The sequence below is a fragment of the Candidatus Berkiella cookevillensis genome, from assembly GCF_001431315.2.
GTDB lineage: Bacteria > Pseudomonadota > Gammaproteobacteria > Berkiellales > Berkiellaceae > Berkiella_A > Berkiella_A cookevillensis.
On the sequence record NZ_LKHV02000002.1, the window covers coordinates 1 to 24,637 of the forward strand.

Annotated in this window: 29 protein-coding genes; 8 read left to right on the forward strand and 21 right to left on the reverse strand. The window is 35.6% G+C overall.

Features of this window, described 5'->3' with window-relative positions; translation table 11 throughout:
- The coding region (locus CC99x_RS12570) for a hypothetical protein (protein ID WP_141651934.1) at positions 1-786 on the forward strand (786 nt) is incomplete at its 5' end.
- Positions 787-792: 6 nt separating this feature from the next.
- Here the strand turns inward: CC99x_RS12570 and CC99x_RS12575 are convergent.
- A complete protein-coding gene (locus CC99x_RS12575) occupies positions 793-1,185 on the reverse strand; it encodes a hypothetical protein (protein ID WP_141651933.1) in 393 nt (130 codons plus the stop codon).
- A 78-nt stretch (positions 1,186-1,263) separates the two neighbouring features.
- Here CC99x_RS12575 and CC99x_RS12580 point away from each other — a divergent pair, with 78 nt between their 5' ends.
- The 3 genes from CC99x_RS12580 (at position 1,264) to CC99x_RS12590 (ending at position 3,140) form a co-directional block, all read left to right on the forward strand.
- The gene (locus CC99x_RS12580; protein WP_259596534.1) at positions 1,264-1,578 is read left to right on the forward strand and encodes a transposase; all 315 of its coding nucleotides are present in this window, start codon (positions 1,264-1,266) and stop codon (positions 1,576-1,578) included.
- Complete coding sequence (locus tag CC99x_RS12585) at positions 1,575-2,420, forward strand: IS3 family transposase (protein WP_259596692.1); 846 nt, start codon at positions 1,575-1,577, stop codon at positions 2,418-2,420. The genes CC99x_RS12580 and CC99x_RS12585 overlap by 4 nt, the downstream gene beginning before the upstream one ends.
- Positions 2,421-2,840: 420 nt before the next feature.
- Positions 2,841-3,140 carry a hypothetical protein gene (locus CC99x_RS12590; protein ID WP_057625608.1) on the forward strand — a complete coding sequence of 100 codons (300 nt, stop codon included), beginning with the start codon at positions 2,841-2,843 and terminating at the stop codon, positions 3,138-3,140.
- 103 nt (positions 3,141-3,243) lie between these two features.
- Here the strand turns inward: CC99x_RS12590 and CC99x_RS12595 are convergent, their stop codons facing one another.
- The 10 genes from CC99x_RS12595 to CC99x_RS12635 form a co-directional block, all read right to left on the reverse strand.
- Entirely contained in the window at positions 3,244-4,017 is a 774-nt protein-coding gene (locus tag CC99x_RS12595; protein WP_057625607.1) for an RES family NAD+ phosphorylase, read from the reverse strand.
- Between the two features lie 2 nt (positions 4,018-4,019).
- Positions 4,020-4,394, reverse strand: a complete 375-nt coding sequence (locus tag CC99x_RS12600; protein ID WP_057625606.1) for an XRE family transcriptional regulator — start codon at positions 4,392-4,394, stop codon at positions 4,020-4,022.
- Positions 4,395-4,602: 208 nt separating this feature from the next.
- Positions 4,603-4,929 carry a GNAT family N-acetyltransferase gene (locus tag CC99x_RS13070; RefSeq protein ID WP_083477428.1) on the reverse strand — a complete coding sequence of 109 codons (327 nt, stop codon included), beginning with the start codon at positions 4,927-4,929 and terminating at the stop codon, positions 4,603-4,605.
- 3 nt (positions 4,930-4,932) lie between these two features.
- On the reverse strand, positions 4,933-5,487 hold the full coding sequence (locus tag CC99x_RS12605) for a hypothetical protein (protein WP_057625605.1): 555 nt from the start codon (positions 5,485-5,487) through the stop codon (positions 4,933-4,935).
- 366 nt (positions 5,488-5,853) lie between these two features.
- Positions 5,854-7,308, reverse strand: coding sequence for a protein adenylyltransferase SelO (locus CC99x_RS12610; RefSeq protein ID WP_057625604.1), 1,455 nt, complete (start codon positions 7,306-7,308; stop codon positions 5,854-5,856).
- Positions 7,309-7,480: 172 nt separating this feature from the next.
- Positions 7,481-8,005, reverse strand: a complete 525-nt coding sequence (gene greB / locus CC99x_RS12615; RefSeq protein WP_057625603.1) for a transcription elongation factor GreB — start codon at positions 8,003-8,005, stop codon at positions 7,481-7,483.
- A gap of 15 nt (positions 8,006-8,020) precedes the next feature.
- Positions 8,021-8,494: a pyrophosphohydrolase domain-containing protein gene (locus CC99x_RS12620; RefSeq protein ID WP_077065498.1), complete on the reverse strand. Its 474-nt coding sequence runs from the start codon at positions 8,492-8,494 to the stop codon at positions 8,021-8,023.
- Positions 8,495-8,709: 215 nt separating this feature from the next.
- Positions 8,710-9,453 (reverse strand): signal peptidase I, encoded by a 744-nt coding sequence (gene lepB, locus CC99x_RS12625; protein WP_057625602.1) that lies wholly within the window; start codon positions 9,451-9,453, stop codon positions 8,710-8,712.
- Positions 9,454-9,757: 304 nt separating this feature from the next.
- Positions 9,758-10,186, reverse strand: a complete 429-nt coding sequence (locus tag CC99x_RS12630; protein WP_057625601.1) for a hypothetical protein — start codon at positions 10,184-10,186, stop codon at positions 9,758-9,760.
- A gap of 69 nt (positions 10,187-10,255) precedes the next feature.
- Positions 10,256-10,849, reverse strand: a complete 594-nt coding sequence (locus CC99x_RS12635) for a DUF938 domain-containing protein (RefSeq protein WP_057625600.1) — start codon at positions 10,847-10,849, stop codon at positions 10,256-10,258.
- Between the two features lie 385 nt (positions 10,850-11,234).
- Here CC99x_RS12635 and CC99x_RS12640 point away from each other — a divergent pair, with 385 nt between their 5' ends.
- Positions 11,235-12,320, forward strand: a complete 1,086-nt coding sequence (locus tag CC99x_RS12640; RefSeq protein WP_057625599.1) for a fatty acid desaturase — start codon at positions 11,235-11,237, stop codon at positions 12,318-12,320.
- Between the two features lie 75 nt (positions 12,321-12,395).
- Here CC99x_RS12640 and CC99x_RS12645 read toward each other — a convergent pair whose 3' ends face one another.
- The 4 genes from CC99x_RS12645 to CC99x_RS12660 all read right to left on the reverse strand — a co-directional run bounded on the left by CC99x_RS12645 (position 12,396) and on the right by CC99x_RS12660 (position 16,899).
- Entirely contained in the window at positions 12,396-13,622 is a 1,227-nt protein-coding gene (locus CC99x_RS12645) for a GNAT family N-acetyltransferase (protein WP_057625598.1), read from the reverse strand.
- A gap of 88 nt (positions 13,623-13,710) precedes the next feature.
- Positions 13,711-14,859, reverse strand: a complete 1,149-nt coding sequence (locus tag CC99x_RS12650; protein WP_083477427.1) for an adenosine deaminase — start codon at positions 14,857-14,859, stop codon at positions 13,711-13,713.
- 947 nt (positions 14,860-15,806) lie between these two features.
- Positions 15,807-15,986: a hypothetical protein gene (locus CC99x_RS12655; protein ID WP_057625597.1), complete on the reverse strand. Its 180-nt coding sequence runs from the start codon at positions 15,984-15,986 to the stop codon at positions 15,807-15,809.
- Positions 15,987-16,278: 292 nt separating this feature from the next.
- A complete protein-coding gene (locus CC99x_RS12660; RefSeq protein ID WP_057625596.1) occupies positions 16,279-16,899 on the reverse strand; it encodes a hypothetical protein in 621 nt (206 codons plus the stop codon).
- Positions 16,900-16,973: 74 nt separating this feature from the next.
- Between CC99x_RS12660 and CC99x_RS12665 the strand changes: the two genes are divergently transcribed.
- Entirely contained in the window at positions 16,974-17,288 is a 315-nt protein-coding gene (locus tag CC99x_RS12665; RefSeq protein WP_259596534.1) for a transposase, read from the forward strand.
- On the forward strand, positions 17,285-18,130 hold the full coding sequence (locus CC99x_RS12670) for an IS3 family transposase (RefSeq protein ID WP_259596692.1): 846 nt from the start codon (positions 17,285-17,287) through the stop codon (positions 18,128-18,130). The genes CC99x_RS12665 and CC99x_RS12670 overlap by 4 nt, the downstream gene beginning before the upstream one ends.
- A gap of 334 nt (positions 18,131-18,464) precedes the next feature.
- On the opposite strand, the gene mscL is transcribed toward CC99x_RS12670, so the two are convergent.
- The 6 genes from mscL to CC99x_RS12700 form a co-directional block, all read right to left on the reverse strand.
- A complete protein-coding gene (gene mscL, locus CC99x_RS12675) occupies positions 18,465-18,872 on the reverse strand; it encodes a large-conductance mechanosensitive channel protein MscL (protein WP_057625438.1) in 408 nt (135 codons plus the stop codon).
- A gap of 116 nt (positions 18,873-18,988) precedes the next feature.
- Positions 18,989-19,408, reverse strand: coding sequence for an alternative ribosome rescue aminoacyl-tRNA hydrolase ArfB (arfB, locus tag CC99x_RS12680; RefSeq protein WP_057625437.1), 420 nt, complete (start codon positions 19,406-19,408; stop codon positions 18,989-18,991).
- 239 nt (positions 19,409-19,647) lie between these two features.
- Positions 19,648-20,166, reverse strand: coding sequence for a GNAT family N-acetyltransferase (locus tag CC99x_RS12685; RefSeq protein WP_057625436.1), 519 nt, complete (start codon positions 20,164-20,166; stop codon positions 19,648-19,650).
- Positions 20,167-20,175: 9 nt separating this feature from the next.
- Positions 20,176-21,186, reverse strand: coding sequence for a porphobilinogen synthase (gene hemB / locus CC99x_RS12690; RefSeq protein ID WP_057625435.1), 1,011 nt, complete (start codon positions 21,184-21,186; stop codon positions 20,176-20,178).
- 121 nt (positions 21,187-21,307) lie between these two features.
- Positions 21,308-21,784, reverse strand: coding sequence for a peroxiredoxin (locus CC99x_RS12695; protein WP_057625434.1), 477 nt, complete (start codon positions 21,782-21,784; stop codon positions 21,308-21,310).
- A gap of 125 nt (positions 21,785-21,909) precedes the next feature.
- On the reverse strand, positions 21,910-22,143 hold the full coding sequence (locus CC99x_RS12700; RefSeq protein ID WP_141651938.1) for a hypothetical protein: 234 nt from the start codon (positions 22,141-22,143) through the stop codon (positions 21,910-21,912).
- A 143-nt stretch (positions 22,144-22,286) separates the two neighbouring features.
- Between CC99x_RS12700 and CC99x_RS12705 the strand changes: the two genes are divergently transcribed.
- Entirely contained in the window at positions 22,287-24,140 is a 1,854-nt protein-coding gene (locus tag CC99x_RS12705) for an alpha/beta hydrolase family protein (RefSeq protein ID WP_057625432.1), read from the forward strand.
- Positions 24,141-24,637: the final 497 nt, after the last annotated feature.

Consider the following 24,637-nt stretch of genomic DNA (forward strand, 5'->3'; position numbering starts at 1 on the left):
ATGCTTGAAGAACAAAGAGAAGAGGTATTCAAAGATTACGGGAAAAACCTTGCTAAAGAAATGGATTCAATCATAGGAAAAAATGGGAAACCAATTCTTGAGGGGTGTACAGAAGAACAAAAAAATACTTTTGCAGAAAATATATTAAGAAAGTTCAACAAAGTTGAAAGAGATATAAGAGCAGATGAGGCAAAAATTTTAGATAGACAAGAACAGATTGTAAACAGACGTTCTGAAATTAACGCAGAAAAAGCAGCTATTCGCGCCGGCTCAACACTTGATGAGAGCAGAGCAAATGGCATGGTAACGATGCTTTATAATGACACCAAAAAAATCGCACGGCTAGATAAAGAAGACCTTGCTTTAGCCGCAGAATATTCTGAATTAAGCTCGAAATTAGCAATACTTAAAGAGCAAGAAGCGATTCTTAAGAAAGAAATTGTTGCAGCTGAAGCATTACTTGCTGGTATAAATCCAGATAATTTGCACGATGATATTGCAGATCTGATCCAAGATCTATCCTGTTTTAAAGAAGGAAATAGTGCTGCGCATGCGCTAGGAGATGATTTGGATGCCACGAAAGAGCGTGCAAATATTTGCATTGAGGAAGTCAATGCAGCATTGGATATAGTTGGCGAGGCTAAATTATTCTCATCAGATTTAGAAGGCATTGAAGATTTAGATTTTCTTGAAGATGAGCTAATGGATTTAAAAGATGATTTTGCCCAAGAATTTAGGCCTGCAAGCGCTGACGATAAAAAATCTTCATTGTCAGCGCTTAGATAGAAGATGTTATTGAGGTGAAAATTTTGACTTAGGCTCAATAACTACAGCATCAGCAGTCGTTTGTTGTAACTCTTTGGAGATTTTCTGACCGTATTGAGTAAACACAAGCTCTCTCTGTCTTTCAAGCGCTTCTGCTCTAGCCTTAAGGATCTGGGCTTCTTTCATCTTAGCAATCAATTGTTCGCTCCAATCAAAGAATCTAGCCCTTTGATCTAAACTGAGTTCAGAAAGAGCTTGTCTTTTATCTTCCTTTCCTTTCATTCTAAAGATCGTTGCAAACAATTTTCTTTCTTCTTCATTAACTGGACCAGACATTGCCATTGGAATACTCCTATCAAACTGTAAATCATGCTGTATTTTTAAGTAATATATTATGAAAGCAAATAAATTTTCAGTCAATCTTTATCTGAATATTGATCTGATCCCCTGACTGTGGACACCTAATTTGATAAACTAAATATCAGTTAGGAGACGTGTATGTCCAAGTATAAGAAGTATGATAAGTCATTTAAGCAAAGAGCAGTGCAGCTAGCACTGACCTCCGAACAACCCACCTCAAAGACAGCGAAAGATCTCGGCATTCTTGAGTCAACGCTTTATAACTGGATATCCAAGGCTAAAAAAGACAAAAATATCCCTGAGGTCAAGGATGAAACTCCTGATTTAAAGCAACTTCATGAAGAACTGTTGAAGCTACGCAAGGAAAATGAACGCCTAAGGGATACCTGCGACATTTTAAAAAAGGCTACAGCCTACTTCGCGAACGACCCGAAGAAAGATTCAAATTCATAGAGAAAGAACGTCATCATTATGATGTTGTTTTGCTCTGCGAATGTATGCAGGTCTCCCGAAGTGGGTATTATGCTTGGAAAAACCGACCAGTCGAACCTGAGTGTAATGACACTTTTATAAAAGAGAGGATGAACGCTATCTTTTTGCTGAGTCGATGTTGCTATGGCTTCAGACGCATGCAGAAAGCACTTAAAAACGAAGGTATCGATTGTAATCATAAAAAGGTAAGCCGTTTAATGAAAGAATTAAAGCTGTTCCCCAAAGTAAAGAGAAAATTCAAAGCCACAACCAACTCAAACCACAAGCTGCCAATCGAGCCAAATCGGTTAGAGCGCAAATTCTTTGCGATAAAGCCGAATATTGCCTGGGTTGGCGATATTACCTATATTTGGACTGAACAAGGTTGGCTTTATTTAGCGACAGTCATCGACCTGTGCTCACGAAAGGTCAAAGGCTGGGCCATGGGTGAGCGCATAACAGCTGACTTGGCTGTTTCTGCGTTAGAGATGGCACTAAAACAAGTTGATTGTTCTAAGGCTCTTCTATTCCATTCTGATAGAGGTGTTCAATATGCTTCCCACGCTTTTAAAGAAGTTATTAAAAATAATGGAATGGTTCACAGTATGAGTCGTAAGGCTGATTGTTGGGATAACGCCGTTGCTGAAAGCTTCTTTGGCACTTTAAAGCAAGAGCTTGTCTATCACTGCAAATTTAAAACACGTGATGAGGCAAAATTAGCTATTTTTGATTACATCGAAGTGTTCTATAATCGTATCCGTTTGCACTCAACGCTGGACTATCAAACACCTGATAGTGTAGAAAGAGCCGTATTAGCTGCGTAGTTCGGTGTCCACTGAATGGGGGGCAGGTCATATAGTACGAATACAGGCGATTAAAGACTATATGTGTTATCTTAATTCTATGTGTTAGAGGATGTGTACTGTATTAATTGTTTTGAAATACAGGGTATATACACATTATAAGTCTATTATCTTGCCTATTTTTTAAACGGAGCAAGCGCCCGAAATACTCTCACTTTCAAAGCGTTAAGCAGTAGTCGGACTAGGCGTTCCTTTTCAATATGGAGCATTAACACGACAATACAAGATAGGAAGTAGGTGTATTCATACTTCTTATCTCTAAATTTAAAGCAACATCACCTTAAATAATTTATATATACAATCGGAAGCTATAAAATTAATTTTTTAAATAACCGATAAATATATTATCATTTGACCTTCAAGAATATTATTGGAGAAAACATGCGTATAATTTCAAATTCAGAAGCAAATTGTGTGGCAGGAGCTATGGCCTTAATGCAAGGCCCATTTAGTTATGGTCCGAATGGAATGACGTTTGGTCCAGGATTTGTTCTCACGGTCACAGATAGCAGTAAAAATCTTATGGGAAATTTCCATGCTTATCCTAATAAGGTTATAGATGCTTCAACTGGGGAAGTGCTATTTGATGGTACACAAAACACTTTCTGTTTTAATGGCGCTTCATTTCAAGCGCAGGCTGTACAAGGAGGCCATGCTTATATTTTTATGGGTGCCTGCTAAACTAAGATACATAACTTTGCACAAGGATAGTGCAATCAGCTAATTTACCAAAACACACAAGATATTAAATTGGATAGAATATCTGAAATATGCGATGTTTGCATCAGTCAACTGGTCGAGGTAGGGAGCCATCTACTAAAAATATGGCTTTTGGAAAAACCCGTTTTTCTTGGTTGAATTTATTTTTATATGTGAACTCAACAATATCTTTGGAAAAATAACAATTATAGTATGTAAAAGTTTTATCCAAGTCACTATTTCTTGATAAAACCCTTGGAGAGAATACGCCATAATTATATCCTCTAATAGGATCTCTAGCAGACATGTAGCGAAAACATTCCACATCCTTATTTCTCATTTCATGCTCTAGACTCTGAGAAAACTTGTAATCTACTTTTGAAGATATATTTCCTTCATGCTCTTTAAATAAAGAGCTGCACAAATCAATATATCTTTGACTCTTAATATGTGCTTTAAATGATGTAAGGTTTTTCGTTTTACCACCAATATTGCCATCACTAGCGTTTAAAAATGCTAGTAAATAAAATGCTTTTTCAGCCATTGCTGTATCAATAGAAGCCGCCGAATAAAAGATGCTTCGCTCATGCTTTAAGCCGAAACGTGAGCCCCACTTTAAAGGAGGATATCTAAAAGGAGTCATTAATAAGTAATGCAGGTTTTTAAAGTACTCTCCATCATTATATAACTTCATTTTTGGTTTATTCTCATCAATCAAGCGTTCTAAAGCATCGTGCTCTTCTAGGGTATCTACAAGCTTTCTAGTCGTTGATCTCGACTGATCTTCTACAATTCGATATGAATTAATAGATATATCTGAAAATTTGAGATTATCTTTTAGTTCATTTGGTAGTTCCATACCTAGGTAAGTCCCCTCATAGCATCAAGATACTGAACAACTTCATTTAAACCTTGAATATTCTTTAACATATCTATAGGCGTACCACCAAGGTGACGATTATAGTGGTAGAGCCACTCATGGGCTTGACTCGGATCTTCACCAATAATTGCTTCTAAGCCCCTAATAGATCGTATAAAAAGAAGGGCACATTCCCACTCTTTAGTACCTTCATTAATGCATGAGGCGCCATTTTTAATTAAACGACTAATTTGTGGCTTGCTTACACCAGTAATTTTGCTTAAATCAGATTGAGATAAATTCAAATATGAATAAGCATTTCTAACTGCTTTGTTCAAAACATCACGTGTATTTACATTATTTGGATCAGGCTTCATGATAAGACCCCAGCATATGTTTCATATGAAATAATATAGCATATTTATTTCTTATGAAACAATAATGGAAGCTTAAATTTTAAAAAAGGAAAAACTTATTTTATATTTAATTGTTTTTAAACGATTTTTTAAATTGCATAGAATACTAGTACTATGCAATTTATTGCCGAAATGTACTATTTTTTTGATTCACTCATAGGCTTTGATCTTATATCTCTAATATAAGATCAATTTCATCACATACAGGAATGTCAAAATTCCCGGTTAATCCTATAGATGGTTTAATTTTTCTCGACTTCTTCGTAGAATCAATATAGATACCTGAAATAGTAAAGCCTCGTTTCTGATAAAATCTCAACACATCTAAATTATCATTTGTTGTCATGAGATATATTTGCTTGCATCCTTTTTCCCTTGCTAGTTCCTTTAAAGATTCAAGAATTTTTGCGCCAATCCCTTTGAATTTATCAAATACCTCAAAGATAATAATCTCACATATCTCTTTTCTGATTTCATAAGATACGATACCAAATATGGTTTAGCTATTCTCTAATAACTTAACGAATGCATAAGCAAATGTATTTGCTGCTTCAACTGATGCATTCATGGAAGCATCTTTTGCAGCTTGATATAATTTCATGTAAGTTTGTTTGTCGTTATTTTTGGGTTCATTTACAGGCACTTCACTTAATGCATGTTTTAAACTATCAAGATCATCTTCAGACACTTTATCTAATACGTTATAAATTACCAGTAGCTTCATTTGGTCATAAGATGCTTGATGAAAATATGTATCATTCCATATATTCACAGCTTTATCTGCTAACACATCTGCTTTTGCTTCAGTCATGTTTTTTAAATTAGCTTTAAGAATCTTTGACTTAAGTTCTGCTCGTTTATAAGCGGTGTCTTTTTGGGAAATCTCAATTATTCTTTTTTGCAGTTTTTTTATCCCCATCATTTTTAAAACTTCATCAGCTTTTTGAAAATATGTGCGATGTGTGAACTCTGTTGATGGTGGTATAGCAATAACCTCAAAAGCAGATAAATATATTAGGATTATAAAGAATAAGAACTTTTTTAAATCTTTCATTGTCACTACCTTATTTTAATATTACTTCTTTTAATAATGAGCTTTTTAAGCTTGAGTCTTCTGAATATTCAAGGATATCCCCTGGTTGACATCTAAGCTGCTTATTTAATTATGTATGCCATTAACCCATCGAATAGGATTTTTTTGATACGCTAATACATACATATTTTTTCTGTTTTTTATTATTTCCTTATCTCTTCCACGATGTTGTACCGCGGGGGCATAAACTTAATCCAGCTATGCATATGCTCTTCATTGTACCAAGCCGCAAGCGTTGATACCCATTCATTCGTTTGTCTCTATATGTCACAGAACGAAAAATTGATCATCACGTATCTCTACGATGGGTATTCTGCGAGTGCTCTATTAAGTACCACAAAATGTTTGAACATTTAACTCTTGCTGTATTGGTTTTCTAGCAAAGGCATCATTAAGGGTATACTCTTGGAAAGGATTCTGTAGTGCCATTAAGTAGGTTTTGATGGGCTGCATGTTACCGAGGATGGCTGCCTCAATCACATCTTCTACAAGGTAGTTTCTTGGAATAATCCAAGGATTATGCTTCCTCATTTTTTCAACAGCTTGAATAATGTGATTGTAATCCTTGCTAAGCCTACAGCTATATTGAGCAAACCACTCTTGTAAAGCATCAATTTTTAAAAATGAAATATCACCCTGATTTTTGCCTTCTAATATCAACATTATTTCTCTAAACGTCAAGGTGAAGTCTAACTGGTGCTGATGCATATTGAAAAATAACGTTTGTACCAGTTGTTCATCTTCCGTTTGTTTTGAAATGAAACCCAACTTGTTGCTAATGCCCTGCTGTAGATTATGATTAAAACTAGTTTCAAAGCCTCTTAATACGTTAGTAATTTCATCATCTTGATTTGCAATCTCTTTGTCTATAAGAGGTTTTAATGCTTGAGATAGTTGTCTAAGGTTCCAATACGCTATAGATGGCTGTTGACCAAAAGCATAACGTCCACCAGAGTCGATATAGCTATAGACAGAATCAATATCAAAGTCATCAATGAATGCACACGGACCATAATCTATTGTTTCACCAGACAGCGTCATGTTGTCTGTGTTCATAACCCCATGTACAAACCCAATATTCATCCATTGTGCAATAAGGACGGCTTGTCTGTTAACGACACGTTTAAGCAGACTTAAGTATTTCTGAGGATGATCGGCTAAATCTGGATCAAGCCTTAAAATGGTATAATCAGCCAGTTTTTGTAGAAGATCAATATCGTTTAAATGATAAGCATATTCAAATGAACCCACTCTGATATGACTTTTTGCAATTCTAGTTAAAATCGCACCAGGTAGCGCCCTTTCACGACTCACTAATTCTCCTGTTCCAATAACAGCTAAGGAACGGGTAGTTGGTATGCCAACAGCATGCATAAACTCACTGACTAAGAATTCTCTTAGCGCTGGCCCAAGAGGGCATTTACCATCCCCTCTCCTCGAAAAAGCAGTGCGACCAGAGCCTTTTAATTGAACATCAAAGTGTTCTTGATTAGGTGTTGTAAGCTCAGCGACTAAATGGGCACGACCATCCCCCAACAATGGGACATAATGACCAAACTGGTGTCCGGCATATGCTAAAGCGAGGGGCTCTATCCCAGGAATGGGTTCATTGCCTGAAAAGTAAGTTAATATTTGTTGTTTGCTTAAGTACGATAAGCCTAATGCTTTAGCCAAACTATCGTTGTATAGATGTATTTCTGGAAATGCTGCGATTTCAGGCTTGGTAATACAGATGAACTCATCCGGCAACGAGGCATAGGTACTTTTAAAGGTTGCGCGCATAAAATATTGGTATTTTTAGTACTAATAATTCAAATTATATCAAATTTGATTATATTATTGGATAGCGCTCTAATTAAAAAACTCAATGAAATTCAAATTAGATGTCAATTTGACAGTCAAGGGCCCCCTCCTTGCAACGCACACTTTTCTTTCTATCAGCCTCATGTATTATTCAATAATTTATTTCAATTATCTCTAATGTGTAGTGGCCTTGAGGTGTATTGACTTCAACAATATCACCGACTTCAGATTTCATTAATGCTTTTGCAACGGGTGAAATGTAGCTTATTTTATTGTTTGCCATATCAGCTTCATCAATGCCAACAATAGTGATTGTTTTTGTTATTCCGTCTTGTTGTTTATAAGTGACCGTAGCGCCAAAGAAGATCTTTTTTTGTTCTTTTTGTAAGTCTGAGTTAACAATTTGGGCATTTTCAAGTCTCTTTGATAAGTATCGTATTCTCCTATCAATTTCTCGTAATCTTTTCTTACCATAAATATAATCGCCATTTTCGGAGCGATCACCATTACTTGCGGCCCAGCTGACGGTTTCAACGACTGTTGGGCGTTCCTTCTGTACGAGATCATTTAATTCACTTTTTAAGATTGAGTAACCTACAGGCGTCATATAGGTTTTTGAATTTATAGGTACGCCTGCTTCTCGCACAGTAGATTTATTTTCGAGATTTTTTTTCATAAACTCAATACAAGACTATGATTCTTCAAAAAGCACTTTCTTCAAGTTTGGCTCTTTATAATTAGGCCCCTTCATTATCTTGCCCATATCGTTATAAATAGGCTTGCCATTCTCACCCAGTTTGCTCATATTTGATTTTTGAACTTCTTCCATACAAGAGTCCAAATTTAATCCAAAACAATGTCCAGCACCATAAGTAACATAATTGATATCGGTTAATGCATCAGCAATTTCAATCAGATCCAGCGCTTTGTCAGCTTCTTCTAGAGACTGAATTTGCTTCTGCGCAAGATTGAGTGTATCTATGAGTTGTTTTACATTGTCATTGTTTTCAGCTAGAGAAGCTTTACTTAATTCAATAAATTCCTCAAGAATCAGAGAAAGTCTTAATTTTACGGTTTTAATATCCGCTTCAGTCGGCTTTTTGTGAACTGGGTGTCCAAATGCCTTGTGAAACTCTTCAACATGCTTAAATCCTGTGTTTTTCACTTTTATAACTCCTGGTATTATCTAAAGTCTAACTATATAGATAAATGGAAGGATCCACCTACTTAGTTAGTCATAAAATATTTATGTCTTTTCTTAAATTTAAATATCTCTTCTGAATAAGGTCGGGTGAGTGCCGAGAAACCTTATACTTTACTATAAATTAAGCGATTAGCAACTTGATGGTGTTTACTTGTCCTTTGTTATTATCAGATATTTTAATCAGGGACCTTAAAAAATCTATCCCGACGGAATTGATTGTTCTTGCTATCCCATGAGCACAATATATTTCTGATATAACCAAAAATTTGTTTTTCATCAATCAAACATGGGGTTGTAAACGCACTATTATAGAAGTATCTGGCATCAAGCAAGCAGAAAAATTTTCCATCAGGAACAGTAATTTTTTGAGAGTAGGAATTATTTTTTTCTATAGTATTTTTTAGGATATTATATTGCCTATTATTAACGGACTCATAATAAACATCAAATGTAGTATTATCAATATTCATTTGTTGACCAGTAGGCTGCTCTAATAGATTTCCATTGAGCCAAATCTTCCCATTGTGAAAATTTATCACATCGCCTGCTACTCCAATGATCCGTGTTGTGTATGTTGTGATAGGATCATCAAAGATAAAGAGAATTAAATCTCCCGCTTTAAAAGTATCGTTTTTGTTAGGCCTTTTAATTGTAATTATGTCATTTCTTAATAAGTTTGGAGACATAAGGTCATGTGCGATTCTAAAGGGCCCAAAATAATATTTAAGAGGAAAGATGATGGAGAATGAAATTAGAAAAATATAACAAAATGACTTCAGCAACGGCACTTTGTAATTAGATTTTTTACCTTGAAAGCGTTTAGCTATAAATAAAATAATATTTATGGCGAGACATATAATGAGAGCTAATAGAGAGAGAATTAAAGCGCTAGATACAGCTGGTAGTAACTCAAAAAGCATATTATTTCCTTGCAAAATTTATTTTTTCTATCACATATAATTTAATACGTTTACCTAAAGAGCTTGAGTTTTACCTTTGTCTCTTGCAGTATCTTTATCCAGTGCATGCTGCTGTTGAAATTGTTCAAATCGATCCCTAGGGGGGGGTAAGTAAGCCCTTCAATTTCCCCTCTTCAGTGAGGCAAGACAAAATCTCTTGGGGGAATATGGAATCCATAAATATCAAAATTTGCTTCATCATTTATCGGGGTGCGTACTACTGAGTTCCGAGGGCCAGATTAGTTAACTAAATATAAGCATGGTGTTATTCAATAATAGGGTCTTTTATCAAGCTTCTGGTCGCTAGCCAACCATTTGTACTTACCACCGTCCATTTTTTACGAAGAATTTTAAATCTATCGTAAAATTTTGTGTAATTCTCATATGGTTCTATTACTATCCGTTCACTCAATCCACCATATCCTCCCAAACGTAAAGAATGACAATTTTCAATGTTTTCTCTGAATCTATCTAAATTATCAAATGATTTTATTATTTGGTTAAAAAATATTTCATAACATTCGAACTCAGTTCGGTTTAAATCTCTTAATAGAATCAGAAATTCACTAGCTATTTTTTTTAATTCTTTTGATACTTCAATCGCCATTGTGTTGTAATTGCTTTCAGAAATAACAGGAAAATAAAGATCACCTTCTATCATGACTTCCTGTTTGATATATTCATAAACATTCATTTAATAACCCTGTCATAGTGAGCGCTATATGGCGCCATAAGTTTTATTTATGCCTAATTTATAAGAAATCTAATTCTTTTGAAATACTAATATAAAATTATTAGCAGGCATTGGGTATTTCTCTATAAACCGCATTTGCGAGGTCAAGCAATGTTGAGTTATGTCTTCAAAATTTCTGATGCCCATGTTTGGATTTTTATCTATTAACTGCTGTTCAAAGCATTCGTTACTGAGTGAGGTATACTGACCATTAAAATTGAAAGGGCCATAAATAATAAATAATCCCTTTTTTTTCAGGCATTGCCCTACCTTTTCAATGCAACAGCAGACTTGTGGCCACGCCATGATATGAAAGGTATTAGCCGTAAAAACAGCATCATAATCATGGCTTGGTATTTTATCAATACTTGCATCAAAAATAACGGGAGGCAATACGTTAGATAATTTTGCTTCTTCTAACCACATTTTAATATTCGCATGATTGTGAATTAAATCACTGGTTTGCCATTGAAGATGGGAAAGATTTTTTGAAAAGAAAACTGCGTGTTGTCCAGTACCTGTGCCAATTTCAAAAATCATAGATTTATCTTTTAGCAATGATCTTAAGATCTCTAAAATGGAATCTTTATTTCTATCGCAGGCTGGAGAGAATTGTTTGTTCATAATTTATTCTACAAAGTCTTCTGCTGATGAATCGTTCTATATCTATAGTCCATGATGATTTGGGTAGTTTTATTTTTTACTAAAAGTTAGATATCAAAACTAATTGTAAATATTCTCTAACAATAGGTGCATATGCTCTTATTATGGCGCAAAGTCGAAAAAGTGACTTAATTTCTTGCGTTCTTAAGTAATGGGTGTATCATCTGAGCAGCGGTCAACTCACTAAGTTAATTGGCTAAAAAACAATATTAAATATTTGCATTCAAAATACCGCTTTTCAGATATCTAAATTTATATTCATGTATTTTATTCTGATTGTTTTAGTGATTCTATATATTAATGACTGATTTTCAGTATTTGAGTTTAATGTCGGAGGTATACCTTTGTGAGAACAGCAGATCCACAGCACTTAAGTGCGCATGTAAAAAGTATTAAAACTGCTGATGTACGTAAAGTGATCCCACAGGGATGCTACAAACGTTCTTTGAGTAAAACACTGTTTTGGTATGGCGTTGATCTCTCCATCTTTTTGCTCGGAATGGTTTTAGTCTTTAGCAGCTCGTCATTAATAGTAAAGCTGCTCGGTGGTTTGATCTCAGGTGTGGCTACTGCGACCATGTTTGTATGGGCACATGATGCGGCTCATGGTGCGCTCTTTAAAAGCAGCAAAGTAGCTGAAGTGCTGGGCACAATATTTATGCTGCCCTCTTTAAATATTTACCGTATGTGGTCATATGGCCATAATAAAGTGCATCATGGCTTCAATTCATTTTCACCAATTGATTGGATTTGGCGCCCTCTTACACCTCAGCAATATCAAGCGCTTTCTGGTTTTCAGCGTGTACTTTATAGAATAGAACGTAACTTTTTTACTTGTGCGTTTCATTATTTGAGACGTGTTTGGTGGGAGGGGATGTTGTTATTCAATCCAGGTAAGGACAACCAACAACGTCGTTATTACCGTAATGGAAAAATATTTTCTCTTTTATATGCTATAGTAGCCTCTGCCTTAGCATATGTGTTTGCGGGTGGCATCATTGGTATTATTTGTGGTGTAGTATTGCCTTTTATTGTGTTTAATTACTACATTGCGATGATTGTATATTTGCACCATACACATCCAGATATTCCATTCTTTGATCTTAAAAATGAATGGTCTCATACAGTGGGAGCATTATATTGCAGTACCATCGTTCATTGTTCTCAATTTTCTAAGATGTTATTGCACAATATTATGACGCATATCCCACATCATATTGATATTCGTATTCCTTTTTATCACATACCTCAAGCAGCCCAAGCATTGAAAAAAGAGTATGGTGAATACTTCCATGAATATCGTTTTAAATGGGGATATGTTTGTGATATTTTCAAACAATGTAAATTATATGACTTTGAAAATAAGGTATGGATGACTTTTGAAGAAGCTAAAAAGCTTTTAGGCCCTCAGCCTGCCAATCTAACATCATAAGTATCCTTTTCTTCCTCATTTGGCGCTTATAACTCTAAGTCTATAAGCGCCCTTCTGTTCTGTCTTCTTCAAAACTCATGCTTTTAGGTTTCTTAAGGTAGTTATACTAAACATTTCCGAAGAGCTTATCTCTTGAGTGACGAAATTTTTGGTATGCTTCGCTAATGTACCTTCATGAGAGAATCCAAGCCTATTTGCCAATTGTATGCTATGAGTATTGTTTGTGGCTATTTGCAATTGTACTCGCCTTGCTTTTAATTCAGAAAATGAATATTTCACAAGCTCAGCAATAGTTTCAGTGGCAAGCCCTTTGCCAATATGCTGTGTATCAAACCAATAATTGATCATAATAGATGCAGGATATGACCAATCTAATATCTTAAGCCATACCTCTCCCAATATGCTGTCACCATTGTGATCCCAAACAATATAAAACAAATGATCATGTGAATAAATATCTCTGGCTGCTTGCGCACCTTCGTGAAGATGCTGTTCGATATTGGGTAATGTCAAATCTGCGCTTGCCCAAGAAAACCAAGGGCTGAGCTCAGTCAAGGATCCAATAACGGCCGCATAGAGCTTATTTGCATTCGTAATATGAGGGGGTAAAAGTTTTAGATTCTGCGTGCTGAGTCTTGGTAAAGCTTTGGGTGGTTGGTTATCCAAGGGAGTTATAGCCTTCACATAAGGAATTTTTGGTCTTTCTTTATGCTGCCAAGTTATATCAAGTGATGGCAATTGTGTAATATCACAACAAGAAAAAAGCAGCGAGTTGGCAGCTAATCCACTTAGGCAATCAATACAGTAATTCTGCATAATAGCATCCAATTGATAACCACAACGATAGGCAACGGCAATACTTTTTTCGTTTTCTTCCTGTGTGCAAATTTGTACACGATTCGCATTGAGGGCAATGAGTGCATATCGTGTTAAAGCATTTGCTATTTCTGTTACAAAGCCTTGTCCTTGATAGTGTGTATCAATCCAATAACCTACTTCATAGTAGGATTTTTTTAGATCGCTTTTTTCATTGTATCCTGAAGCAGCAATGATTTTATTATCTGCCTTGTGAATCACTACCATTGGGAATTCTTGTGATTGTTCTGCTTGCCAAGCGTTGACACTCTGCTGAACAAAAGCTTGTGTTGTTTTAAAGCTGGGATCTTTAGACCAAGGCATCCAGCGTTGTAATGTGGGCAGTGAGCTATTGATTGCTTTGCTTAAGCCAATTTCATCCCCCATTTGTATAGGACGAATACTAAGTCTGGGCGTTTCAATTTGCTGAAGAGAGTAAATATTCATCAAAAAACACCAAAATAATATATTGAGCAGAGAAGCAGAAGCCTAAAAAATGCATGATGAAAAAAGGGGGCAATGCCCCCTTATCTGATTATTGAGCAATAACAATTTTATCAATTTCTTTGATATATTTTTCTTTTTCAGCATCTGGTAAAAAGCTAGCATTAAAGCTATTTTTTGCCAAAGTGACTAAATCTTCATCTGTTAAAGGTAGATTCTCTTTGCAAGCCTCATAATTTTTATTAAGATAGCCGCCGAAGTATGCTGGATCATCTGAATTGATGGTGACAACAATTCCTTGTTCCAGCAATTGTTTTAAATTGTGATCTTTCATTGTATCAAAGACGCGCAGCTTAATGTTTGATAGTGGGCAAACCGTTATTGGGATTTTATTATCTTTTAGATATTTCATGAGCTTTGGATCTTTAATAGATTGTACACCATGATCTACTCGTTTTACTTTTAGTAAGTTAATTGCTTGCCATACATATTCAGGTGGTGCTTCTTCACCGGCATGTGCCACAGTTAAGAATCCTTCTTCACGCGCCGCTTCAAATACTCTGCGGAATTTTTCTGGTGGGTTTCCAACCTCACTTGAGTCTAAACCAACAGCTTTGATTTGATTCTTATAGGGTAAAGCTTGTTCAAGTGTTTTAAAAGCATCTTCTTCAGACAGATGTCTTAAGAAACTCATAATAAGATAAGAACTCATTTGATATTCGTCTTTAGCTTTATCAAGTGCTTTCTGAATGCCCGTTATGACTGTTTTAAACGGAATACCTCGTTGAGTATGCGTTTGTGGATCGAAAAATATCTCTACATGCTTTACATTATCTTTATGTGCTTTTGTTAAATATGCCCAAGTTAAATCAAAGAAATCTTCACTCGTTTGTAAAACATCTGTACCTTGATAATAAATATTTAGGAATGATTGTAGATCTGTGAATTCATATGCTTTTCTCACTTGATCTGGTGTGCTAAATGGGATTTTAATTTTATTTTTTTCTGCAAGTTTGAACATCATCTCGGGTTCTAAAGTTCCTTCAATATGCAAATGCAGTTCTGCTTTTGGTAGTCGCTGAATAAGAGAATCTTGAACAACGGTTACATTGTCTGTTGCCACATGGGCGGCTGGTGTATCTGCAGCTAGGCTGATCTCAGAAAATGTAAATTGTGTGATCACAGCAGCCAAAGCTATTGCGCTTGAGAAAGAAAATATTTTACTCTTTATTGTACCCATAAAATCTTCCAACTATCCTTATTTTGTAGATTAAGAATTGATTGTGCCCGCTATAGTTATATCTTGCAATCTTATTATAAAGTATCTCAAATAACTATTTTAGAAGCTCTAAGAATAGTCTCTTGTACTGATCTAGTCAATTCCAACGATGTTCTCTTCAGACATAAATGTCTTTAGTTTATTTTAATGGATCTGTGGATACATGCAGGATCATCTTGCAGCTTATATGTGGTAAAGATTTTAGAGTGGAGAGAAAGTATTGATAAGATTTTGAGGATAGATGTATTTCACTCTTAAGCCGAGAGTGGGCAGCGAATATAAACTGAAAAGATACTTTTTTAAAATAGCTGAATATTTAGATTTAACATATTTTTTTTGCTATCCAATGCCCATCCATCTTATAAAAAACTGGCTATCGTATCAGTTTGCTTTTTTTTGTCAAGAAAAAATTTCTGCATACCATATGCCATACAATATTAATCATCACATAATTTCTTAAATCAGTGGAATGTGTATTTTTAATCTCTGAAATATTGTCTAGGGATTGCAGTTAATTATTAACCTAATAATAAATTATCATTCTTTCCATCATTATTATTTCTATTATCAATTTTTTTTAGAAAGCATGTCTTTACTGTGATTTCGTAAAAAATTATTGATTTTTCCATGTAAAAATATGAAATAAAAGAAAATATGTCATTGCATGCTTGCGGGTATGTGATAAAGATTTATTAATTATTTTCGTTAGTATGTGTGCAGCAAAGAAAGTTATATGATATGATTCGCGCGCAACTGAAGAACAGATTAATATATCTGCAGGATTACAACAGCGCTTCGGTTGCAAAATATCTCAAATCTTCAAATCTTCAAATCTTCAAATCTTTTTTAAGAGTCTTTTTGACACTAACCTTTGCAGTCAGTGTCAAAATTTTTATCACAAATAGCCTTTAATTTTTAAAATATGTAGACGTGTATTGATAGGCATAAACACTTGCTATACCCACAACAAAGGCTGCGCCAACGCTTACTCCAAATAATAGGGTAACTGCTTCTGCTAGACCGTCAAACATACCTGGGCCACAGCCACCTGCGACAACATTTATTTCCTGAGTATCTAATGCTCTCATTTTTCTCTCTCTCTACGATTGTGTTAAAGAATGTGAGCGAATATTCACATACAATAAGGCCGTTGTCAAGCCAATTTAACAATTAGAGCTAACATTATTATAACTATATGAAATTTATGATTATTATTGGAAGGCATATTTAGAACTGTGTTAGAGATAGAAACGAAGTCTTTATGGCAGTAAAAAGATTTAAGATACATCTATGTTATGTAATGGCTTAAGGAGTGTGCTCACAAGGAACACACTCAGTTTTATCAACGGGAGACATTATGAAGTTGAAGGCTTCATAGTGTTACATGCTTTTTCTCTCTTTCTTTGGTATTTTTTGTGCAATAAGAGATTTCTCATCTTTCCGTTGTTGTTGAGCAATTCTAGCCGAACGTCGCACAAGAAAGTTTGGACTCGTAGATATATCGGGTTTGTCTGAATCAGATTTGAGCCACCCCAATTTTTCCAGCTGCTTAGTAATAGCAGGTGTGGTTCTGAAATTAAAAGGTAATAGATTATAGCCTTTTGACTGGGATTCTTTCTTCAAATTAGACACATGATTAACTGCGCTTCTATGGAACCACATTCCCAGTGGAGACAATAACCATCGTAATGGTGGGAGCCACCAGAGTTTGCTAAAAGGCCCTTGTTCTACGTCTTTATAGTAATACTGTATATCTTTAGGCTGCGCATTGGGGAATTCTGTCTTTATCTCATGCATTAAAGAATCAATGAGTGTGCATTTTGTATTGTGATGCTCATAAGAATAAAATGCTTTTCCAGGTATGTTTGTGCCAAGCTGAGCTTGGATGCGATCAACGTGAGCAGGATTTGTTCGACTGAAAATATAAACGGAAATACCAGATTGTTTAAGGGCTTCCAACTGAGAGAAGCCTTCTTTTCCAAATGTCTCTACTGTACACATTTTGTTCCAAGTGATCTGATCCCCTGACTGTGGACACCTAATTTGATAAACTAAATATCAGTTAGGAGACGTGTATGTCCAAGTATAAGAAGTATGATAAGTCATTTAAGCAAAGAGCAGTGCAGCTAGCACTGACCTCCGAACAACCCACCTCAAAGACAGCGAAAGATCTCGGCATTCTTGAGTCAACGCTTTATAACTGGATATCCAAGGCTAAAAAAGACAAAAATATCCCTGAGGTCAAGGATGAAACTCCTGATTTAAAGCAACTTCATGAAGAACTGTTGAAGCTACGCAAGGAAAATGAACGCCTAAGGGATACCTGCGACATTTTAAAAAAGGCTACAGCCTACTTCGCGAACGACCCGAAGAAAGATTCAAATTCATAGAGAAAGAACGTCATCATTATGATGTTGTTTTGCTCTGCGAATGTATGCAGGTCTCCCGAAGTGGGTATTATGCTTGGAAAAACCGACCAGTCGAACCTGAGTGTAATGACACTTTTATAAAAGAGAGGATGAACGCTATCTTTTTGCTGAGTCGATGTTGCTATGGCTTCAGACGCATGCAGAAAGCACTTAAAAACGAAGGTATCGATTGTAATCATAAAAAGGTAAGCCGTTTAATGAAAGAATTAAAGCTGTTCCCCAAAGTAAAGAGAAAATTCAAAGCCACAACCAACTCAAACCACAAGCTGCCAATCGAGCCAAATCGGTTAGAGCGCAAATTCTTTGCGATAAAGCCGAATATTGCCTGGGTTGGCGATATTACCTATATTTGGACTGAACAAGGTTGGCTTTATTTAGCGACAGTCATCGACCTGTGCTCACGAAAGGTCAAAGGCTGGGCCATGGGTGAGCGCATAACAGCTGACTTGGCTGTTTCTGCGTTAGAGATGGCACTAAAACAAGTTGATTGTTCTAAGGCTCTTCTATTCCATTCTGATAGAGGTGTTCAATATGCTTCCCACGCTTTTAAAGAAGTTATTAAAAATAATGGAATGGTTCACAGTATGAGTCGTAAGGCTGATTGTTGGGATAACGCCGTTGCTGAAAGCTTCTTTGGCACTTTAAAGCAAGAGCTTGTCTATCACTGCAAATTTAAAACACGTGATGAGGCAAAATTAGCTATTTTTGATTACATCGAAGTGTTCTATAATCGTATCCGTTTGCACTCAACGCTGGACTATCAAACACCTGATAGTGTAGAAAGAGCCGTATTAGCTGCGTAGTTCGGTGTCCACTGAATGGGGGGCAGGTCAAAGCCTCCCAAATAGCAGGCTCAGCAACAAGGCTCAATTTGGGATAAATTACTTTCAGTTGAGCAATAAATTGATCATTATGAAGTAACCCAGATTTATATTTCTCGATACATTGAATTGTTTTGCGCCAATTCCATATCATGCTATGCAATCCAATCCCTAGGCCACGAAAGGCAGCAACTGTAGCCATAGGGTTCGTTTTTACCAGCAAGCTTAAAGGAAGAATTAATATATGTGTCATTTGTTTTACTGCATTCTTTAAAAATATGCAGTAAAACAAATGTATTGTATTTTGTAAAGATTTTTATGCGAGATCAGCTGTGCAAGCAGAACAGCGTACTGCTTTTATGTTGATTTGAGAGTAGCATTTGGGACACTCTTTTGTTGTAGGTGCAAGTTCTTTTTTCTTATAAAGTTTATTCATCTGTGAAATAACAATAAAGATAGCAAAGCTGACAATTAGAAAATCTAGTACCGTATTAATGAAAGTGCCATAGTTGATTGCAACTGCTTTTTGCTCTGCTGTTGCTGCTTGCAATACGATAGATAAGTGTGAAAAATCTACTTTGCCTAAAAGCATACCAATCGGTGGCATGATAACATCATTAACAAATGAAGTAATAATTTTGCCAAATGCGGTGCCGATAATGATACCTACTGCCATGTCAACAACATTGCCACGCATTGCAAATTCTTTAAATCCTTTTAGCATTGCCTTATCCTTTTGCTTGGTTGCTTATATTAGGTGATTATTTTAACATCCATTTTGATATTATTGCTATGACCGTATTAATTTTCAGTAATACTTTCGGCTATTTTTAATAAAGATTAAAAATCTATATTTTTCTTTGTGCGCAGCAATTTTGTTTTTCCATGTTTAGTTTTACTATTCAGCCTCTTTTCTTTAGAAGCATTTGTTGGCTTCGTTTTTTTCCTTTTTTTTGGAATAATCAGAGCTTTTTTTATTAAAATAGCTAATCTACCTAAGGCATCTTCTTTGTTTTTTATTTGACTTCTAAAGCGTTGGGCTTTGATTGTAATCACCCCTGCTTGATTAATTCGATAATCATTTAAGGCCATTAGCCTTTCTTGGTAGATAGTTGGTAAGGATGAATGTTTAATATCAAATTGTAGATGAATAGCCGTTGATACTTTGTTAATATTTTGTCCGCCTGCACCTTGTGCTCTTATTGCTGTTATTTCTATTTCTTTAAGCGGTAAATATATTTTGTTTGATATTTTCAGCATGGTCGATTTCTATATTTATCACCAGAGGTTTGCCTTGGTTCATTTTTGAAAAATAGTTTGTTGATCAACACATTCTGGGTTGTTGTTTTTCCACTAAATGTCATATTCTCAACAAATGGATTTAAGTGCATTGCTCAGACTCTATAGTGTGGCGACATAGATAGAACGACATGAAATGCCTGATCTTTAAAATCAGACATCTCTGTGCGACGAATGCTACAAAATAAACTCTGTGTTTTCTATTCAGTGCACTGTGTAGAAGAGGTGGCTAAAGAAGAAAGTTTTTGGAGCTCTTCTTTCTTGAGCCTCCAAACTTTATATTCAGGGAAAGCAATAGCGCCCAAACCTAAATAAAAATCTTCTGCCTGCGTGTTACCTTGTACTACCCACCACTCCAACCGATTGTATTTTTTCTCAGCCGCAGTTTTAGCAAGAAAATGAAATAGTTTCTTTCCAATATTTTGATTACGGAATTCTGGGAGCACATACATTTCATCAATATATAAAGCAGGTGTGCTTTGATAAAGACGATTAATATTCATAATACTGTATTGCGTAAAACCAACAATTTTCTCTTCAATCAGCGCCACAACAATTGTTGAGTTTGCATTAGGAGAAAATAGGAATTCATTAAGGGATTGTTCAGTAATCGTGAGTCTATCTTGGATCCCTTGAAATTCTGCTAAATCATAGATAAGTTGAAATAAAACTTTATTATCATCAGGCTCAGCATTTCGAATGGTAACATCAACATTCATGGTTTAACCTTAAAGAAATTTAGCTAGATCTTTGGCGAAATAATTAATAATAATATCTGCGCCTGCTCGTTTAATACTTGTTAAGACCTCTAGTGCTACTTGCCTTTCATTAATCCAGCCTCTTTCCGCAGCTGCTTTAATCATGGCAAATTCACCACTCACATGGTATGCCGCCATTGGTATTTCTGGAAATTTTTGCTTAATACGGTGAATGACATCTAAATATGTGTGTGCTGGTTTCACCATTATCATATCAGCACCTTCTGCAATATCTTGAGCGGCCTCACGAAGTGCCTCATTTGCATTTGCGGGATCCATTTGGTAGCTCTTTCTATCACCAAACAATGGGGTACCTTCTGCAGCTTGACGAAATGGCCCATAAAGTCCAGAGCTATATTTAACGGCGTAGCTTAAAATAGGAATGTGTTGATAATTAGACAAATCAAGCGCTTGCCTTAGGACAACTACTTGGCCATCCATCATGCCACTGGGAGCAAGAATATCGACCCCTGCCTTTGCATGACTTTCAGCTTGCAAAGCTAGAATTTCAAGCGTTCTGTCATTGCAAACATCTTTCTTGCCATCTCTTTCTTCTATTACGCCACAATGCCCATGATCAGTATATTCACAGCAACAAATATCGCTGATGACAAGCATATTAGGTGAGACATCTTTAATGATTCGCGTAGCTTGTTGAATTATACCATTATCAGAATAAGAATCTGATGCATGAGCATCCTTCCCACCTGGGATCCCAAATAAAATCACTGAAGAAATACCTAAACTCTCCAATTCCCTTATCTCAGCAGAGAGATTATCAGGACTTAATTGAAAATGCCCCGGCATAGAAGAAATAGGATCTCTTCGATTTACACCTTGCTTAACAAATAAAGGCAAAACAAAATCGTTGATATTCAACTCTGTTTCGCGCACTAAATTTCTAATGATCGGCGACTGTCTTAGTCTACGAAGCCGAACATTAGGGAAATTCCCTTGGGACGATGCAAAATCTGCACTCATAAATTACTACTCTTGAGGTTAATATTGGAATTAAAGCGACTCAGTATATCATTAAATATAGTGGATTAAAGCAAACAAAAAAGATAGTTAACCAACATTTTTGATGGCTTTATTTTTCACGCTATTTTTGTTGTAAATCTTTAACTGCCTGTAAAACTTCCGTAACATGTCCATCTACTTTAACTTTTCTCCAAATTCGTCGTACTTTGCCTGATGCATCAATTAAAAAGGTAGATCGTTCAATACCCATGACTTTTTTACCATACATATTCTTTTCTTTAATAACATCAAATAAATGACATATTTCTTCATTAGAATCAGAGATTAACGGAAATGGTAATTTAAATTTTTCGATGAATCTCTCATGGCTAGATAACCCATCTCTAGATACACCTATCACTTGCGCATTATAGCTTAGAAATTTTTTATAGCTTTTCTTAAAATCTTCCGCTTCACAAGAACAACCAGGCGTATTATCTCTTGGGTAAAAATACAAAACGACTATTTGATTCTTAAAATCCTTCAATTGGGAAATTTCTTTATCAGTGGAAATAAAGGAAAAATTTGGACACGTTTTGTTCTCTTCTATCTTTTTCATTTTTTCTCAGTCTCCTATACAATTCTAGATCTTTCCATCATTTTGCAGAGTCTAACGACTTAAGAAAATTTACTAGGAGAATATCAATAATTTGTTTGATACCAAGACCAAGAACAGAGGTATTACTAATAGGGTGTAACATAATCAGATTCTTTGATGATAATCACTTGTGGTGCAGCATCTGTTCCTAAATAAGCACCAACTGTCATACCCAAGATAGAACCTGGAATAGCAGGCCAAACACCCATACAAAAACCAGTAAAACCACCAACCCAAAACCCAACCGTACCGTAAATCAAAACACCTAGAACGCTTCCTGCTGATACTTCATTAATCTCATTGATATTCAATTCCTTCATTTTCATTTACTCTCAAAATAAAAAGATAAGAAAGCATTCTTGCAAAGAGCACTGGCTTTTGTCAATTAGCGGATTTTTATGCAAAAATCTAGCTCATGTCATAGCGTATTTATTATTTAGCATTCTTTATAAAAAGGTAACTCATGATAACTGCTCCTTTTGGTAACTGGGAATCTCCCATTGATGCGGCAATGGTCGCAGGCCAATTTATTAGCTTCCAAGATCTTGTCGTTGATGGCAATGACATCTATTGGTCTGAAATGCGCCCTTTAGAGCAAGGACGTTATGCGATTGTTTGCAGCCAAGATGGGGCGAGCAACAAAGATATCTTACCCATTGAATATAGTGCTCGAACTCGTGTACATGAGTATGGCGGTAAAGCCTTTACCGTAGATAAGAATATACTCTATTTTGTGAATGATAGAGACCAAAGAATCTATCAAATGCTACCAGGAATGCCTCCAAGCGCTATCACAGAGCCAGGAACTCGCTTTGCAGATCTACATATAACACCATATGGGATAATCGCTATTGCAGAACAACATACCCCCAATCAATTACCCATAAATTATTTAGCCTGCATTAATATTAGTAGCGGAGAAATTACACCTCTACATTCAAAACATGACTTTTATGCACATATCTCAATTACCCCAGATTGTACACATATTGCATGGATATCATGGAATCACCCTAATATGCCCTGGAATAATAATGAATTATGGATAGCAAAGCTTAGCAATGCAGGATTATCTCATGTACAAAGAATTGAAGCGAACAACGCCAATCAATCATTTTTTCAACCGCAGTGGGACAAACATAATCATTTAATCACTGTGAGCGATAAAGAAAATTGGTGGAATTTATATAAAGTAGAAAATCTTTCTCTTACCCCTCTCTTTTCCATAAAAGCAGAGATAGGCTTACCTCTTTGGATCTTAAATATGTCCACCTGGGTATATTTTCAAAATAACATCCTATGCATCTCAACAGAGGGTGGTACAAATAAGTTATGGCATTTTAAAGATGACCACCTTACACAAATTGAATTACCTTTTACCCAGCTTACACAAATAAGAACCAATCAGAAAAAATTATTTATGATAGCTGGAAATTCTGAGAGCCCAACACAGATTATTTCTCTTAACCCTGATTTTACATATAAGACAATCAAAACCAGTGGCACGCTTTCGATTGATCCAGATTATGTGAGTAAACCTGAACATATTTCTTTCCCTTGCACTTCAGAGCGGACTGCTTATGCTTACTTCTATGCACCTAAAAATAAAAAATATCTCAATAATGATACTCTCCCTCCTCTCATAGTAAAAAGTCATGGCGGGCCCACAGCCAGCGCCTCTACAGGTTTAAACCTACAGATCCAATATTGGACAAGCAGAGGATTTGCTTATATTGATGTTAATTACGCCGGCAGCACAGGCTATGGTCGAGCATTTAGATTAAGTTTAGAAGGAAATTGGGGCATATATGATGTTGAAGACTGTGTGTCAGCAGCAAGGTATTTGATCAAGACCCAAAGAGTTGCTCACGATAAAATTGCCATTAGTGGCGGCAGTGCTGGTGGATATACAACATTATCCGCATTAACTTTTAGCACTTTTTTTAAGGTAGGTGCTAGCTCATATGGCGTCAGTGATTTGGCAGCACTCGCAACTGAAACACATAAATTTGAGTCCAAATATTTAGATAGACTCATCGGACCTTATCCTGAAGCTATACAAAAATACTACGATCGATCGCCTATTTATCACACAGAAAAATTATCAAGCCCTGTTATCTTTTTTCAAGGAACAGAGGACAAAATTGTTCCACCAGAACAATCTGAAAGAATGTATTTATCTTTAAAAGAAAAAGGAATTAAAACAAAATATGTTCTTTTTGAAGGAGAATCGCATGGCTTTAGGGACGCAAAAAATATTGTCGCAGCCTTAGAAGAGCAAAGAAAGTTTTTTATCTCTGTCTTAGAGTTAGCTTAAATATTTTGTTTGTACTATTACTATGCCTATCTTTCATATCTGGCTCTTCAGAAAATCAAGATGTAACCAAGAATCAGCTTCTACATAAGGTGAACAGCTATTTTATGGAAAGGAATGATAGGCATTACAGCCCTTTCAAACTTAAACAAAGTGAACTGATTATATTTACTGCATTAAGACTATTTAAGGACGAGTATTTATACTCTCATAAAAATATTTTGGGGATAAAGAACGATCAAATTCCAGAATTAAAAAACTATTTTAACAAAATCATCAATCATGTTTTCCTCAGATCTGAGCTTGGTCTTCATAAAAAAATATGAACAATAACGAGTAATTCCTTTCTTTGAGATATTGCAAGATTAGCTAACAGATACAATAAAACCTCAACTAGCTTACATGAATGATTTGGAAACTTGAAAATAATTTGTTAGACTTAACATAGCAACTGAAGCCTATGGTGACAATCTAAGTTTCACCGGCAGGATTACAAAGAG

Coding starts and splice junctions, on each gene's coding strand:
- CC99x_RS12590 (WP_057625608.1), top strand. CDS start 2,841: ATGCGTATAATTTCAAATTCAGAAGCAAATTGTGTGGCAGGAGCTATG.
- CC99x_RS12685 (WP_057625436.1), bottom strand. CDS start 20,166: ATGAATGTTGATGTTACCATTCGAAATGCTGAGCCTGATGATAATAAA.
- CC99x_RS12660 (WP_057625596.1), bottom strand. CDS start 16,899: ATGTGTACAGTAGAGACATTTGGAAAAGAAGGCTTCTCTCAGTTGGAA.
- greB (WP_057625603.1), bottom strand. CDS start 8,005: ATGAAAAAAAATCTCGAAAATAAATCTACTGTGCGAGAAGCAGGCGTA.
- CC99x_RS12700 (WP_141651938.1), bottom strand. CDS start 22,143: ATGAAGGAATTGAATATCAATGAGATTAATGAAGTATCAGCAGGAAGC.
- CC99x_RS12695 (WP_057625434.1), bottom strand. CDS start 21,784: ATGAAAAAGATAGAAGAGAACAAAACGTGTCCAAATTTTTCCTTTATT.
- CC99x_RS12635 (WP_057625600.1), bottom strand. CDS start 10,849: ATGAACAAACAATTCTCTCCAGCCTGCGATAGAAATAAAGATTCCATT.
- CC99x_RS12580 (WP_259596534.1), top strand. CDS start 1,264: ATGTCCAAGTATAAGAAGTATGATAAGTCATTTAAGCAAAGAGCAGTG.
- CC99x_RS12605 (WP_057625605.1), bottom strand. CDS start 5,487: ATGAAAGATTTAAAAAAGTTCTTATTCTTTATAATCCTAATATATTTA.
- CC99x_RS12600 (WP_057625606.1), bottom strand. CDS start 4,394: ATGAAGCCTGATCCAAATAATGTAAATACACGTGATGTTTTGAACAAA.
- CC99x_RS12650 (WP_083477427.1), bottom strand. CDS start 14,859: ATGGGTACAATAAAGAGTAAAATATTTTCTTTCTCAAGCGCAATAGCT.
- CC99x_RS12630 (WP_057625601.1), bottom strand. CDS start 10,186: ATGAATGTTTATGAATATATCAAACAGGAAGTCATGATAGAAGGTGAT.
- mscL (WP_057625438.1), bottom strand. CDS start 18,872: ATGCTAAAAGGATTTAAAGAATTTGCAATGCGTGGCAATGTTGTTGAC.
- CC99x_RS12610 (WP_057625604.1), bottom strand. CDS start 7,308: ATGCGCGCAACCTTTAAAAGTACCTATGCCTCGTTGCCGGATGAGTTC.
- CC99x_RS12655 (WP_057625597.1), bottom strand. CDS start 15,986: ATGAGAGCATTAGATACTCAGGAAATAAATGTTGTCGCAGGTGGCTGT.
- CC99x_RS12665 (WP_259596534.1), top strand. CDS start 16,974: ATGTCCAAGTATAAGAAGTATGATAAGTCATTTAAGCAAAGAGCAGTG.
- CC99x_RS12595 (WP_057625607.1), bottom strand. CDS start 4,017: ATGGAACTACCAAATGAACTAAAAGATAATCTCAAATTTTCAGATATA.
- lepB (WP_057625602.1), bottom strand. CDS start 9,453: ATGCTTTTTGAGTTACTACCAGCTGTATCTAGCGCTTTAATTCTCTCT.
- hemB (WP_057625435.1), bottom strand. CDS start 21,186: ATGAGTGCAGATTTTGCATCGTCCCAAGGGAATTTCCCTAATGTTCGG.
- arfB (WP_057625437.1), bottom strand. CDS start 19,408: ATGCTGAAAATATCAAACAAAATATATTTACCGCTTAAAGAAATAGAA.
- CC99x_RS12705 (WP_057625432.1), top strand. CDS start 22,287: ATGATAACTGCTCCTTTTGGTAACTGGGAATCTCCCATTGATGCGGCA.
- CC99x_RS12645 (WP_057625598.1), bottom strand. CDS start 13,622: ATGAATATTTACTCTCTTCAGCAAATTGAAACGCCCAGACTTAGTATT.